Annotated in this window: 15 protein-coding genes and 3 tRNA genes; 5 read left to right on the forward strand and 13 right to left on the reverse strand. The window is 37.3% G+C overall.

Annotation, left to right across the window (positions count from 1 at the left end):
- Window positions 1-291: 291 nt before the first annotated feature.
- Together LB450_RS04790 and LB450_RS04795 are read left to right on the forward strand one after the other, a co-directional pair.
- Window positions 292-1,098, forward strand: coding sequence for an alpha/beta fold hydrolase (locus tag LB450_RS04790; RefSeq protein WP_224486723.1), 807 nt, complete (start codon window positions 292-294; stop codon window positions 1,096-1,098).
- A complete protein-coding gene (locus LB450_RS04795) occupies window positions 1,095-2,213 on the forward strand; it encodes a sensor histidine kinase (RefSeq protein WP_224486724.1) in 1,119 nt (372 codons plus the stop codon). Before LB450_RS04790 ends, LB450_RS04795 begins: the two co-directional genes overlap by 4 nt.
- 199 nt (window positions 2,214-2,412) lie before the next feature.
- Here the strand turns inward: LB450_RS04795 and LB450_RS04800 are convergent.
- The 3 genes from LB450_RS04800 to LB450_RS04810 all read right to left on the reverse strand — a co-directional run bounded on the left by LB450_RS04800 (window position 2,413) and on the right by LB450_RS04810 (window position 2,913).
- Window positions 2,413-2,496 (reverse strand) — tRNA-Leu (locus tag LB450_RS04800).
- A 212-nt stretch (window positions 2,497-2,708) separates the two neighbouring features.
- Window positions 2,709-2,781, reverse strand: a tRNA-Lys gene (locus tag LB450_RS04805).
- A 59-nt stretch (window positions 2,782-2,840) separates the two neighbouring features.
- Window positions 2,841-2,913: transfer RNA gene (locus tag LB450_RS04810), tRNA-Lys, on the reverse strand.
- Between the two features lie 104 nt (window positions 2,914-3,017).
- On the opposite strand from LB450_RS04810, the gene LB450_RS04815 reads away from it, so the two are divergent.
- On the forward strand, window positions 3,018-3,548 hold the full coding sequence (locus tag LB450_RS04815) for a shikimate kinase (protein ID WP_224486725.1): 531 nt from the start codon (window positions 3,018-3,020) through the stop codon (window positions 3,546-3,548).
- Here the strand turns inward: LB450_RS04815 and LB450_RS04820 are convergent.
- Both LB450_RS04820 and LB450_RS04825 read right to left on the reverse strand, forming a co-directional pair.
- The gene (locus LB450_RS04820) at window positions 3,545-4,045 is read right to left on the reverse strand and encodes a phosphoribosyltransferase family protein (protein ID WP_224486726.1); all 501 of its coding nucleotides are present in this window, start codon (window positions 4,043-4,045) and stop codon (window positions 3,545-3,547) included. The genes LB450_RS04815 and LB450_RS04820 overlap by 4 nt on opposite strands.
- A gap of 1 nt (window position 4,046) precedes the next feature.
- Window positions 4,047-4,433: an RNA-binding S4 domain-containing protein gene (locus tag LB450_RS04825; protein WP_224486727.1), complete on the reverse strand. Its 387-nt coding sequence runs from the start codon at window positions 4,431-4,433 to the stop codon at window positions 4,047-4,049.
- Between the two features lie 74 nt (window positions 4,434-4,507).
- Here LB450_RS04825 and LB450_RS04830 point away from each other — a divergent pair, with 74 nt between their 5' ends.
- On the forward strand, window positions 4,508-5,413 hold the full coding sequence (locus tag LB450_RS04830; protein WP_224486728.1) for an FKBP-type peptidyl-prolyl cis-trans isomerase: 906 nt from the start codon (window positions 4,508-4,510) through the stop codon (window positions 5,411-5,413).
- Between the two features lie 78 nt (window positions 5,414-5,491).
- Here LB450_RS04830 and LB450_RS04835 read toward each other — a convergent pair whose 3' ends face one another.
- The 3 genes from LB450_RS04835 to recR form a co-directional block, all read right to left on the reverse strand.
- Window positions 5,492-6,844: a dihydrolipoamide acetyltransferase family protein gene (locus LB450_RS04835; RefSeq protein WP_224486729.1), complete on the reverse strand. Its 1,353-nt coding sequence runs from the start codon at window positions 6,842-6,844 to the stop codon at window positions 5,492-5,494.
- An 84-nt stretch (window positions 6,845-6,928) separates the two neighbouring features.
- Window positions 6,929-8,044 (reverse strand): glycosyltransferase family 2 protein, encoded by a 1,116-nt coding sequence (locus LB450_RS04840; protein ID WP_224486730.1) that lies wholly within the window; start codon window positions 8,042-8,044, stop codon window positions 6,929-6,931.
- A 5-nt stretch (window positions 8,045-8,049) separates the two neighbouring features.
- Window positions 8,050-8,673, reverse strand: coding sequence for a recombination mediator RecR (gene recR / locus LB450_RS04845; RefSeq protein WP_224486731.1), 624 nt, complete (start codon window positions 8,671-8,673; stop codon window positions 8,050-8,052).
- A gap of 83 nt (window positions 8,674-8,756) precedes the next feature.
- On the opposite strand from recR, the gene LB450_RS04850 reads away from it, so the two are divergent.
- A complete protein-coding gene (locus LB450_RS04850; RefSeq protein WP_224486732.1) occupies window positions 8,757-10,211 on the forward strand; it encodes a sodium:solute symporter in 1,455 nt (484 codons plus the stop codon).
- On the opposite strand, the gene LB450_RS04855 is transcribed toward LB450_RS04850, so the two are convergent.
- From LB450_RS04855 to cysS, 5 genes are all read right to left on the reverse strand, one after another.
- Window positions 10,167-10,529 carry a CoA-binding protein gene (locus LB450_RS04855; protein ID WP_224486733.1) on the reverse strand — a complete coding sequence of 121 codons (363 nt, stop codon included), beginning with the start codon at window positions 10,527-10,529 and terminating at the stop codon, window positions 10,167-10,169. The genes LB450_RS04850 and LB450_RS04855 overlap by 45 nt on opposite strands.
- Before the next feature lie 175 nt (window positions 10,530-10,704).
- Entirely contained in the window at window positions 10,705-11,139 is a 435-nt protein-coding gene (locus tag LB450_RS04860) for a DUF192 domain-containing protein (protein ID WP_224486734.1), read from the reverse strand.
- A 34-nt stretch (window positions 11,140-11,173) separates the two neighbouring features.
- Complete coding sequence (gene lgt, locus LB450_RS04865) at window positions 11,174-12,004, reverse strand: prolipoprotein diacylglyceryl transferase (RefSeq protein ID WP_224486735.1); 831 nt, start codon at window positions 12,002-12,004, stop codon at window positions 11,174-11,176.
- A 42-nt stretch (window positions 12,005-12,046) separates the two neighbouring features.
- Window positions 12,047-12,298 (reverse strand): membrane protein insertion efficiency factor YidD, encoded by a 252-nt coding sequence (gene yidD / locus LB450_RS13800; RefSeq protein ID WP_224487050.1) that lies wholly within the window; start codon window positions 12,296-12,298, stop codon window positions 12,047-12,049.
- A gap of 3 nt (window positions 12,299-12,301) precedes the next feature.
- Window positions 12,302-13,795, reverse strand: a complete 1,494-nt coding sequence (gene cysS, locus LB450_RS04875; protein ID WP_224486736.1) for a cysteine--tRNA ligase — start codon at window positions 13,793-13,795, stop codon at window positions 12,302-12,304.
- Window position 13,796 lies beyond the last annotated feature (1 nt).

The raw sequence follows: 13,796 nt of genomic DNA on the forward strand, positions 1-13,796 counted from the left end.
TAAAAGCAGCCATATAATTCAGAATAAGCAATTTTCCTAATTTTCATTAAACTTGTTTAATATTTATTTTTATTGTGGTAAATTTGTTTTAAGCAAAATTCTGTCTATTTTACTTTCAATATTGTCTAATTCTGCATTACTTTTTATAACCAAACTGGTTGAGTTGATTCACATCAAAGCTTAGAGAATCGCTTTCTACTTCAAGCTAAAATCCTATTTATGATTTGCGCCTCCCTAAGAAATACTGATAAATAATAATAAATAAAAAACTTAAAAATATACATGCTAAATATGAATAAAGAGATAATGCTTAGAAATAATATACATATTTCAGGTAAGGGATCTCAAGCCATTGTTTTTGCTCATGGCTTCGGTTGTGATCAGAATATGTGGCGATTTATCACTCCTGCTTTTGAAAAGGATCATCGGATTATTTTGTTTGACCATGTAGGTTCAGGGAAATCAGACCAAAGCGCCTATGATTTTGAAAAATATAACTCTCTGGAAGGCTACGCTGAGGATCTAATTAAAATTTGCGAAGAGCTAAATCTTGAGAATGTAATTTTTGTAGGCCATTCGGTAGGCAGTATAATAGGAGCTATAGCTTCTTTAGAAAGGCCCGATATTTTTAAAAAATTAATTATGATTGGTCCTTCCCCTTGTTACACCAATAAGAATGGATATTTTGGTGGATTTTCAAAGGAGGATATAGATGAGTTGATAGAAACTTTAGAAAGTAATTACCTTGGCTGGTCAAATTATATAACTCCTGTGATCATTGGGAATCCCGACAAACCAGAGTTTTCTGAAGAACTTAAAAACAGTTTTTGCAGTATGAACCCTAAAATTGCCAAACACTTCGCTAAAGTGACTTTCTTAAGCGATAATAGAGATGATTTATCCCGAGTTTTGACTCCCTCCTTAATCATTCAATGCCACCCGGATGTAATTGCTCCGCTAAAAGTTGGGGAGTTTGTTCATGAAAGCAAGCCGAAAAGCTGGTATAAACTTTTAGATACTTCGGGCCATTGCCCACATCTTACAGCTCCCGATCAGGTCATTACCGCTATGAAAAACTTCTTAAATACCGACTTATGAACACTCAGACTCAACCCGAAAGCGCAGAAGACCTATACCAAAATGCACCATTTGGGTATTTATCCATGCGGAATGACGGACTAATTGTAAATATAAATGCCACCTTGTTGAAGTGGTTAGGCTATGCTTCAGATGAAATCATCATGCAAAAATCATTTCATGAACTATTAACTGTAGGTGGAAAGATGTACTTTGAAACACACATGAGGCCCCTGCTGGAAATGCAGAGTGAGGTTTCAGAAATAAATATAGAGTTTAAAACAGCAACATTGACCAGGTTGCCCACTTTAGTCAATGCAAAACTTACTGCTACAGGCCTAGATTCAAAGCCAGTTTATCGTTTATCCGTGTTGGATATTACCCAGCGTAAGCAATATGAATTAGAGATGAAGATAGCCAGAGAAAAGGCAGAGCAATCTGTTCAACGTTTAAAACAGATTAATAAGGAGCTGGAGCAATTTGCTTATACGGCCTCTCATGATTTGCAGGCTCCATTAAACAACATAACTGGATTGATGAGTTTGTTGGAAAACAATACTCATGACTCAGCTGAAAGTGAAGAGCAAGAGTATTATTCATTGATTAGGAGCAATACTCAAAGTATGAAAATGATGATTAAAGACCTGCTTGACTATTCAAGGATTGATAGTACAGAAACAAATTTTGATAAGGTTTCTTTAAACGATGTCTGCGAATCTGCTAAAGAGCTTATTGGCGATGAAATAAACAGGAACAATGCTAGTTTTCAAATAGCTGATTTGCCAGAAGTATATGGGGATAGAATTAAATTGGTAAGGCTTTTTCTGAACATTTTCAGCAATGCTATTAAATATAGATCAGAGGATGACCCACTGATAAAGGTGGACATTGATGTGAAAGGAAATGAAGTAAAAATATTTGTTAAAGACAACGGGATGGGTTTTAAAATGGATAAGGCCGAGCAGATATTTGGATTTATGAAAAGGCTTCATGGTCATAGCAGTATACCTGGCACAGGAATTGGACTTTCAGCTTGCAAACGCATCGTAGAAATACACCGAGGAACAATTGGTGTACAATCAGAGCCTGGAAAGGGTAGCACCTTTTATTTTACACTAATGCAGAAGGAAGTTTAGAAAATATGTAATCCTTTTCTATATTTCTAGTCTCAGCTGGCTTGTAATCGATGTAAGAAATCCTTTCGTGTGGAGATTGATTTTTTTGAAGTGTTTGGATTTTTTTTAGCCTTTGAGCCAAAACAAGCGTTGCACTGTGACACAAAGGTGACACATAAAATAAAACTGATAAGTCGCTTACTTTCAGTATCTAATAGAGTGCCCAGAGCGGGAGTCGAACCCGCACGCCCTAATGGACACATGGCCCTCAACCATGCCTGTCTACCAGTTCCAGCACCTGGGCATTATGATTGCAAATATAAACTTTAATGGCTTATCTAGTGAAAAAGTGATAACTGAAAGTTTATAAATGCTTAGGAAGTAATTAAAAATGATCTGGCTGCCCGCCCGGATAACTCCGTTCGGACGGGGGGCTCACTGCGATTCCGACAACTATCAGGAATTAGTATGTCCCTATACTTTGAGACTCACCCAACTAGATTTTATTTTTATTAGTGATCTGGCTGGGGCTCGAACCCAGGACCCTCTCCTTAAAAGGGAGATGCTCTACCAACTGAGCTACCAGATCTTAGTATACTTAAGAACTTGACTTTAATAAGATTCCCGTGACAAGCACGGGAATTTGAGTGATCTGGCTGGGGCTCGAACCCAGGACCCTCTCCTTAAAAGGGAGATGCTCTACCAACTGAGCTACCAGATCTAATGCGTCTTTTTGCGGGTGCAAATATAATACCTTCCTTTGTTTTATCAAGTAAAAATAAATTAAATTTGAAACATTTTTAATTTGTTCAAAAGAGGAAGTGTATGAAGGTTGTTTTATTAGGATATATGGGGGTAGGAAAGTCAACTTTAGGTCGGCTTTTAGCCGAGACTTTTCAGCAGAGATTTATCGATCTCGATGCTTACATCGAAAGCAAAGAACAATTAAAAATTCCTGAACTGTTTCAACAAAAAGGTGAAATCTATTTCAGAAAAGCAGAATCACTTGCTTTGCAGGAGATTATTTCAAAAGAGGATGATTTTGTTTTGTCCCTGGGTGGTGGAACTCCTGTTTATGGGAGTAATATGAAGGACGTCATAGAAGCTTCAGGGATCACGTCTGTTTACCTTAAGCTTAATATAGAGGCTCTAGTGGATAGATTGTTTTTGGAGAGAGCCTCTAGACCAATGATCTCGCATTATACTGATAAAATTGAATTTGAAGAATTTGTTCGTAAACACCTTTTTGAAAGGCAGCAATTTTATTACATGGCAGACCATATTCTTGACGTTACAGGCAAGGAGGCTACTGAAAGCCTACAGGATTTGATAAAATTATTTAACCAAAATACTTAAACCAGTTCTGCTCTGGCGGGACTTTCAAAATTTACTTCAACTCTTTCATTGAGTGAAGTTGATAAAGAAATACCTTTAAAGTCAGCTTTTATAGGATAGTTTTTGTGATTTCTATCTACCAAAACAGCCGTTTTGAACTGCTTCAAAGGAACCTCAAGGAAATGCTTTGCTGCAAACATCAAGGTAGAACCGGTATTCAAAACATCGTCTATCAAAATTAAACTCTTATTCTCATAGGCAGAAGACTCCAGAGAAACTTCAATCGATTGTAAAGGGTTTTTTTTGTCGAGTTTAACCCTGACAGGAACAATAGTCTGGTCAGATAATTTTTTTATCTCTTCAGAAATCAATGTGGCCAGTGTAGCACCGTTTTTCTCTATTCCAGCTATGACTATGCTTTCATCTTCCAGACAAGTTTCCAGTATCTGTAAGGCGATGCGTTTGATTTTAATTTTGATATCCTCTTCAGATAAGATTAAAGTTGGTTCTGTTTTCATGCTATTCTTCTATATCGTCTTTCGTGTTTTCTTTAAGGTCATCAAGTTCTCTTCTGTCTTTTTTGGTAGGTCTGCCAGCTCCTTTTTTTCTATAATAATCTTGAGAATACTTGAGTAATTCAAGTTTTTCTAAGTTTTCTTTTGGAGTGATATCCACACAATAGATATTTACCAGTTTTGCTCCAACTCGTGACTTAGGCAGGTCTAGGACTTCAATTTGGTAATTGATTTGGTTTTTTCTGATTTCAATTTTATCTGTCGGATACACATTTCTTGAAGGCTTTATAGATTCCCCTCCTATTTTAATGTGACCTTTCTTGCACGCGTTGGTGGCAATGCTTCTTGTTTTGAAGTACCTCACCGCCCATAAATATTTATCAACTCTCATCAAAATCAAAATCAAAATTTAATACTCAACAAAAATATAAGAAAATCGTATCTTGCGGCAAAAATTACAGTTAAATGAAAATACAAAATCTAGTTTTAATTTTTACCCTATTCTTAATCGTTTCTTGTAGTTCTGATGATGAAGAAGCTCCGGAAGTAGTCTTAAGAGACGTCGAGGAAGTTAAAACTGAAAACATGCTACAAATTGAAAATTTTCTGCAAACCCATTATTATGAGCTTGTTGACAATCCTCAAAATTCAAATTTTCAAAACATAGTCTATAAAGAAATCGGTGAAAATGATACAGACAAAGAGCCAGTGATGGAGTCTGAGTTTTTGAAGTCAAAAACTGTAACTCAATTTGAAACAGAGTATACGCTCTATTATCTTCAATTAAGGGAAGGTGCAGAGTCTGTCAGAAAGCCAACGTTTGCAGATTCAGTTTTGGTTACCTATAGTGGGTTTTCGCTTACAGATCAGGACGTTTTCGATAGTTCACCTAATCCTACCTGGTTTGATTTAAGAAATAATATTGTAGGGTTTTATGAAGTTATGGATGAATTCAGAGGGTCTACAGGAGTTGTAGAAAATCCTGACGGTACTGTCACTTTTGATGATAATTTTGGGATAGGATCTGTTTTTATACCTTCCGGGATTGCTTATTTTTCTTCACCACCACAGGGATCTGGGATTTCTCCTTACGAGCCTATCGTTTTTAATATTCAACTCTATAAATCTTTAGAAACAGATCACGATGGTGACGGAGTTCCATCCTGGATGGAAGATGTGAATGATAATAGACGTCTCAACGATGATGATACAGATGAGGACAGAGTTCCAAATTTTGGAGATCCAGATGACGATGGCGACGGTGTTCCAACCCGGGAAGAAATAGAGTTTGACACTAATGGAAATCTAGTTCTTCCAGATTCCAACGGAAACGGTACTCCAGATTACTTAGATCCCACCTTTCCAGAATAAAGTATACTAGACTATCACAATCAAAAAAGCCCCTAAAACAAAGTTTTAAGGGCTTTTTTAGTTTAAACTTATGATGGATTAGATACTTCTCTCAGTATCGAAATCTTCTAAATATTCTTTCATTCGCTGTATGAACTGTCCTCCTAGAGCACCATTCACCACTCGGTGGTCATAACTGTGCGATAAAAACATCTTGTGGCGTATACCTATAAAATCACCTTCCGGAGTTTCTATAACCGCTGGTACTTTTCTAATAGCACCTAAAGCCAAAATACCGACTTGTGGTTGATTGATGATAGGTGTTCCCATGACACTGCCAAACGTACCTACGTTGGTTACTGTGTAAGTTCCTCCCTGGGTCTCATCGGGTTTCAATTTTCCATTTCTAGCTCGTCCGGCAAGGTCATTTACCTTCTTAGCCATACCCAATAAATTGAGTTGATCCGCATCTCTTATAACCGGCACAATCAAATTACCGTCGGGTAAAGCTGCTGCCATCCCTAAGTTGATGTGTTTTTTCATTATAATTCTGTCTCCATCAACTGAAATATTGATTTTTGGAAAATCTTTGATGGTTTTGGCAACTGCTTCCATGAAGATAGGAGTGAAGGTTAATTTTTCACCTTCTCTTTTTTGAAATGCATCCTTATGTTTGTTTCTCCAATTCCAAATATCTGTTACATCTACTTCAATGAAAGACTGAACATGCGCAGAAGTTTGAGTACTAGCAATCATGTGGCTAGAAATCAATTTGCCCATTCTGTTCATTTCTATAACTTCATCTTCAGCATTGACATTTACGGGTGTACTTACCTGTGGAGCAGGGGCAGCTTTTGCTTGAGGAGTAGGAGTCTTCTCTTTTGTAGATGTTTTAGGTTTGCTCTGCTTAGAGGTTACTTTACCTTCTTTTTTATCTTTGACGTAAGCAAGAATATCATCTTTAGTTACTCTTTCATCAAGACCTGTACCTTTTATGTTCTCCAGTTCGTCTAAAGTAACGTTTTCTTTACTTGCAATATTTTTGACTAGCGGGGAGTAGAACCTTGAAGAATCTGAGTAGTTGGAAGTGCTTTCAGCAGTTGTTTTTGCGTGTGTTAGACTTTGTTCAACTTCAGCAGCAGCTTCTTCAACTTCTTCGGTTTGAGCGCCTTCTTCTGATTCTGTCTCTTCAGTTGAGTCATCATCTTCACCATCTACCTCGATGATAGCGACCACTTCTCCAACTTTTACAACAGCATCTACTTCATGCAATTTTTCAACCAAAACTCCATCGTATTCACTAGGAACTTCAGAGTCTACCTTATCTGTAGCAATTTCTAGAACTGCTTCATCCGCCTCAATAGTGTCGCCGACTTCTTTTAACCAACTGGTAATGGTTGCTTCCGCAACACTCTCTCCCATTTTGGGTAATTTTAATTCTTTTTTTGCCATATATATAACCTAAAAGGTATTTTTCAATTTGAGATTGCAAATTTAATAAAATTAAGCCAATTATATTCCTGAATTGTCATCTTCTTAACTAAGGCCAATGACTTCACCTTTTATGTATTTGCTATCGCTTCCTATGATAAAATTGTAATTTCTGGGTTTGATTCTGAATACATTAGTTTTGGATTTCAGACCAGTGATAATTTCAATACAGTCTTTATATCGGATGTGATTGGCGTCCATAACAATTAACGCGTCCTTTAGTTCTGAATCTATTTTCGACATTAGATTGACATTAGAGTTTAACTTGGCTTTTAAGTGAGCTAACAAATCCGTGTCTTCTGAAATTAAATATACATCTTTAAACTCAGGACTCTGGATTTTAGCGGACTTGAGTTTTAATTTTTCTATAAATCTCCTGATATTAAGGCTTTGCCTGATAAGCCTAAAAGATGTCCCATAAGTTTTGAAATGCTTTTTATAAAAAATAGACATCGCATTAAAAAAATGTTGGAGATACACCTGGTCTTTGGTAGTGCTTTCTCCTTTAAAATGTAAAACTTGTGATTTGCCGAAATAGTAATTTTGAAAACCAGCCTTTATGATTCTAAAACTGAAATCAATATCTTCTCCATACATAAAATAGTCTTCATCAAATCCACCAATACTAAGGTATACATCGGTTTTTAAAAACATAAACGCACCTACAAGAATGGCTGTAGGTCCATTTTCATCTTTATTTAAATCAAAATTGTAATAGGAGGAAGGCTTGCCAAGTAGTTTTTTTAAAGCTACCCGAGGAGTTGGAACATTGCGTTTGCTTTCCTGTAAAAACTCACCCGAACCATCTATCAGTTGAACCCCAATGGCTCCGGTATTTTCGAGCTCCATATGATAATTCAATAATTCACTAAAACAATCTTCGGGTACAACTGTGTCTGGGTTCAAAATGCACAAATACTCCCCTTTTGCCTCTTCGGCCCCTTTATTATTTCCTTTAGAAAACCCAGAGTTTTCAGTGTTTTTAACCAGATTGACCTTTGGAAAGTTTTGCTTAACCAGGTCACAGCTTTCATCTTCAGAATTATTATCTACAACTATGATCTCAGCATCTATGTGTTCTATAGCTTTTGTCACACTGTCCAGGCATAACATTAAATGATGAGGAACTTTGTAGCTTAAAATGACAACAGAAAGTTTCAACGAGTTTAGTTTTTTAGTGAATTTTCAAAAGGCACACGCTGTATTATACTTCTTCCCAAAGTAATTTCATCTGCATATTCCAATTCGTCACCAATAGAAATCCCTCTTGCAATGGTAGAGGTTTTTAGGGCATGTTGAGAAGCTTGTATCTGTTTGTAAATATAGAAATTGGTGGTGTCACCTTCCATGGTGCTGCTAAGGGCAAAAATAATTTCGTTAACTTCACCGGCTTTTATTTTGGTCGCCAAACTCTCTATGTTGAGTTGTTGAGGGCCAACACCGTCCATCGGGCTTATTTTGCCACCCAAAACGTGGTAGATGCCTTTGTATTGCTCTGTGTTTTCAATAGCCATCACATCTCTTATGTCCTCAACCACACAGATAATGGAGTGGTCTCTGGACTGGTCTTTGCAAATACCACAGATGTCCTGGTCAGAAATGTTATGACAGCTCTTACATTGCTTGACTTTGGTTTTCAAATCTACCAATGCAGTGGCAAGGTCTGTGGTTTGCGATTGTGGTTGTTTTAATAAATGCAGGGCCAGGCGAAGCGCCGTTCGTTTGCCAATTCCTGGTAATAAGGCGATTTCTTCTATTGCCTTTTCAAGATATTTTGATGAAAATTCCATACCGGGCTAAAATACAATTTTGAGTTTTCTTTTTATTAAAATCTTAGGGAAACATTTGTATTTTCGCCAGCCAAACATCAACTATGCAAGCTTATCAAATTCTACTTCTGGTTCTGGCTTATTTTGTGGTTCTCATTCTTATTTCATTCCTGACCAACAAAAGTGGAAGTAATTCTGAATTCTTCCAGGCCAATAAGCAGTCTCCCTGGTATTTAGTAGCCTTTGGGATGATTGGCGCTTCGCTTAGCGGAGTCACTTTTATCTCCATTCCGGGAACAGTAGCCTTTAGCAGTTTTAGTTATTTCCAGGTTGTGCTTGGATACACTATTGGTTATGCGGTCATAAGCCTTGTCCTTATGCCACTCTACTATAGATTGAATTTGACTTCCATATACACCTATTTGGGTACGCGATTTGGTAACCGCGCCTATAAAACAGGAGCTTCCTATTTTATCCTTTCTAGAGTCGTTGGTGCTAGTTTTAGATTATTCTTAGTTGCCAATGTCCTTCAGCTGATTGTTTTTGATGCTTTAGGCATCCCTTATTATGCCACGGTGAGTATCACAATTTTACTGATTTGGCTTTACACCTTCAGAAGTGGGATCAAAACCATTGTGTGGACAGATACGCTGCAGACGCTGTTTATGCTCATCGCTTTGGGTATCTCGATTTATTTTATTTCAGATGCACTTCAGATAGACAGCCTGTGGAACTATCTTGGAAGTCATGATAATTTCCAGATTTTCTTTTTTGAAGATTATAAAAGTTCAGATTTCTTTTTCAAACAATTTATTTCAGGAATGTTTATCGCCATCGTGATGACGGGTCTCGATCAGGATATGATGCAGAAAAACCTGACCTGCAGGACGCTTGAAGACGCTCAAAAAAATATTTTTTGGTTTACCCTGGTGCTTACCGTTGTCAACTTTTTGTTTTTACTCTTAGGCCTGTTGTTAACCGATTATGCTGATCTAGTGGGAATAACAGAAACCAGAGACGATTTATTTCCTGCTGTAGCCACTTCCGGCGTTTTAGGAATAGCAGTAGCGGTAACTTTTATTTTGGGTTTAATTGCTGCAGCCTATTCGAGCGCAGACAGCGCGCTTACGTCACTCACCACGTCTATTAGCATCGATATTTTAAGTATTCAGGATCGGTATTCAGAAGCCTCTCAAACCAAAGTCAGAAAATACATCCACGTCCTTATTTCTCTTGTGCTTATCGCGGTAATGATGATTTTTAAATATGCTATTGCAGATAAGAGCGTCATCAATAAATTATTCGAGTTTGCCGGCTATACCTACGGTCCCCTTTTAGGGCTTTATGCCTTTGGTTTGTTTACGAAGTGGAAAGTAAAAGATTACTGGATACCACTGGTTGCGATCCTCTCTCCGGTCTTGTCCTACATTATAAGTACTTTAAGCTTAACTTATCTAAACTTTGAATTCGGTTTCTTTATTCTGATTTTAAACGGATTTTTAACCTTTCTAGGCTTAATATTGATCCGTAGCCAGAAGCACCAAAGTACAGGCGTTTAAGGTTTCTATTCTAGCCTTATCGAGCTGATGTTGAAGATCTGGGTTTTCAGTTCCCGGATTGAAAATGACTCGTCTGGGATTTAATTCAATCAAAAAAGTCGTGTAATGCTTTTGATGCTGAGGGTTGATGTATAGCGTCACTGTATCTACCTTAAGATTTGCAGAAACTTCAGTCTGAATCTCGACACTTTCAACCTGTCCCTTTTGTTTGCTAAGGCCAATTACCTCATGGCCTTTTTGCAATAATGCATGAATGGCTTTATTGGCATACCTGGCGGGATGTTCTGACGCACCAATAACTAAAGTTTTGTTTTTCATAATCGTATAGGTTTTTGTTGAAGTGAATTGATGATGTGATTATAAATACGTTAAAATATGTTAATAATCGTAACAAATAAGCTTTTCACTCGTTATTATATAAAGCATTCTTATTTGGATTAGCCTCTAACAAAATGGTTTTGATTAAAAAGGTAGTCAACTGGATTACCTTTTTTTAATTTAAAATAACCTGATCACCTTCGTTAAGCTTTAGCTGATTTACGCTAACGGCATTTACTTCCAAAACATAACGGGATAGAGCTTCAGATGGAATTAATTCTTCTGAAAAAGGAATAGTATTCAAATAGAAATCTACGATTTTCATATGTTTACCCAAATAAATCAAGTCTAAAGGAATATGCGTATTCTTCATATAAAATGAAGGCCGAGTAGCTTCAATATCGTATATGAAAAGCATGCCTTGATCTGGTTTCATTTCTTTTCTATGCATTAATCCAGTTTCTTTTTCGTAATCAGATTCAGCTAATTCTATTTCAAAACGAGTAGTTAAAGTGTCCTTATCCTGGATAAACCTCAGAAGCGTGTCATTTTTAAATTCAAAATCCTGGGTAAGGTCTCTATTTTGATTCTGTTTAGACTGACAAGACATTATAAAAAGTGTAAGGTTCAAGACCAAAACTAGTTTAAGCAGTTTCACTGGTTTTAGCTTTTTTGTTTGAAAAATAGATGATGCCAAGTCCTATCAAAATCATAGGTATACTTAGCAATTGCCCTGTATTGAAAAGCCAGTCAGCCCTTTCAGCCACCTGAGGTTCCTTTACATATTCAACGATAAAACGTATCGTCCAAAGCAAGGTGAAGAAAATTCCGAAGAGCACTCCTTTTTTCTGTTTCACACTTGTCTTCCAAAAAATAAGCGATAAAATTCCGAAGAGAATTAAATAGCAAACAGACTCATACAATTGAGCCGGGTGTCTTGGGAAGCTTTCTCCTAATTGGACAAAAACAACTCCAAAGTCTGAACTGGTAGCTTTACCAACAATTTCAGAGTTCAAAAAGTTTCCTATTCTTACAAAAACAGCACCGAAAGCCACTGGCATCGTTATGCGGTCCAGGATCCAAAAAATAGATTTTTTAGTCACCTTTTTGCTGTAGTAATACATTCCAATCGCGATACCTATAGCTGCGCCATGACTTGCCAAGCCTCTGAAGCCTGTAAACTCAATTTCTGGAACAAAGCTTACCGGTAAAAAAACCGAAAGGGGATCTTCTACAAATAATTCTGGCTGGTAGAAAATCACATGACCTAATCTTGCACCAATCAAGGTTGAAAGTATCGTATAAATGAGAAGTTTGTCTAGCTTTTCTAAAGAAACACCTTCGGATATGAAAATACGCTTAGTGATGTAAAAACCAGAACCAAAGGCGATTAGGAACATTAAACTATAGTACCTGAGTGTGAAGATTCCGAGATCGATTCCTAGTGAGGGATCCCATTGAATAGCTTGGAACATGCTTAAATTATTTGTTGGCTAATATACAGATTATTGAAACGATTAGTTCTCATCTGAATGTTTTTTAGGCTCAGGGACTGGATCGTATCCAGATTTTCCCCAGGGATGGCATTTTGATATTCGGACGATACTTAAATAAAACCCCTTGAGGACACCGTGAGTTTTGAATGCTTCTAAAGCGTAATGGGAACAGGTCGGCTGAAATCTACAACTTGGCCCGAGGAGTGGAGAAATGACCCATTGGTATACGTTGATGAGTATTACAAAGGGAAAAATCAATACTTTACGCCACATCACTTACGAATGAATCTGAAAAGTTGTGCCTTCTTTGCTGTCTTTTAGCTCAACCTTCATTTCTGAGAGTTTATCTCTTATTTTGTCACTGGTGTCAAAATCTTTATTAAGACGGGCATGATTTCTCATATCGATCAAAAACTGAATGAGCTCCTCAAAATCATTGGTATTGTCGTTAGATTTGGAATCATCTTCCACATCTTCAAGCCCCATGACTTCAAAAATGAAATCTTTCATAGTCGTATTCAGTAAATCAATACTTTTTTGACTTAATTGAAGTTTGTCAGCTTTAGCTAAATTGATCTGCTTCACAGCTTCAAATAAATGAGCAATGAGAATAGGGCTGTTGAAGTCATCATTCATCGCATCATAGCACTTATCTCTCCAGGCAGAAACATCAAAGTCAGAAGATTTTGATGCCCTGATAGTTTGAAGTGTAGCCAGACTGTCCATCAACTTATTAAATCCTTTTTCTGCAGCAGATAAGGCTTCATCAGAAAAGTCAAGAATACTTCTATAGTTGGCCTGGAGCATAAAAAACCTGACGACAGTAGCGGTATAGGATTTTGATAAATTTTCATTTTCGCCAGTAAAAAGTTCTCTAGGCAGAATATTGTTGCCAGTACTTTTGGACATTTTTTTGCCATTCAGCGTCAACATGTTGGCATGCATCCAATAATTGACGGGATCTTTACCATTTGAAGCATGGCCCTGAGCAATTTCGCATTCGTGGTGCGGGAACTTTAAATCCATTCCCCCGCCGTGAATATCGAATTGGTCCCCAAGGTATTTGGAACTCATCACCGTACATTCCAGATGCCATCCGGGGAAACCAACACCCCAGGGTGATGGCCAGCGCATGATGTGTTGAGGTTCAGCTTTTTTCCAAAGTGCGAAATCCTGAGGGTTTTTCTTGTCAGACTGCCCGGCAAGTTCTCTGGTATTGGAAATAAGGTCTTCAATTTTTCTTCCGCTCAGCTTTCCATAATGTTGAGATTCATTGTATTTCATGACATCAAAATACACATTACCATCAACTTCGTAAGCCAGGCCTTTGTCTAGGATGGTCTTTATAGTTTCAATCTGCTCAATGATATGACCAGTTGCCGTAGGCTCAATACTAGGCGGCAGGTTATTGAATTTTTCAAGGATTTGATGAAAATCTACACTGTATTTTTGAACCACTTCCATAGGTTCAATCTCCATCAGTTTAGCTTTTTTAGCTATTCTGTCTTCTCCCTCTTCGCCGTCGTTTTCTAAATGACCAGCATCTGTAATGTTTCTAACGTATCTAATTTTGTATCCCAAGTGCTTTAAATATCGAAATACCAAATCGAAAGAAATAAAAGTTCTACAATTTCCCAGATGTACATTGCTGTAGACTGTAGGCCCACAGACATACATACCAACATACCCCTCTGTAAGTGGCTGGAAGTTTTCTTTTTCTCCAGAAATAGAATTGTAAATCTTTAAGGATTGGTTTTCGTATAAAGGCATT

This window comes from Psychroflexus curvus (assembly GCF_020164585.1).
GTDB classification, from domain to species: domain Bacteria; phylum Bacteroidota; class Bacteroidia; order Flavobacteriales; family Flavobacteriaceae; genus Psychroflexus; species Psychroflexus curvus.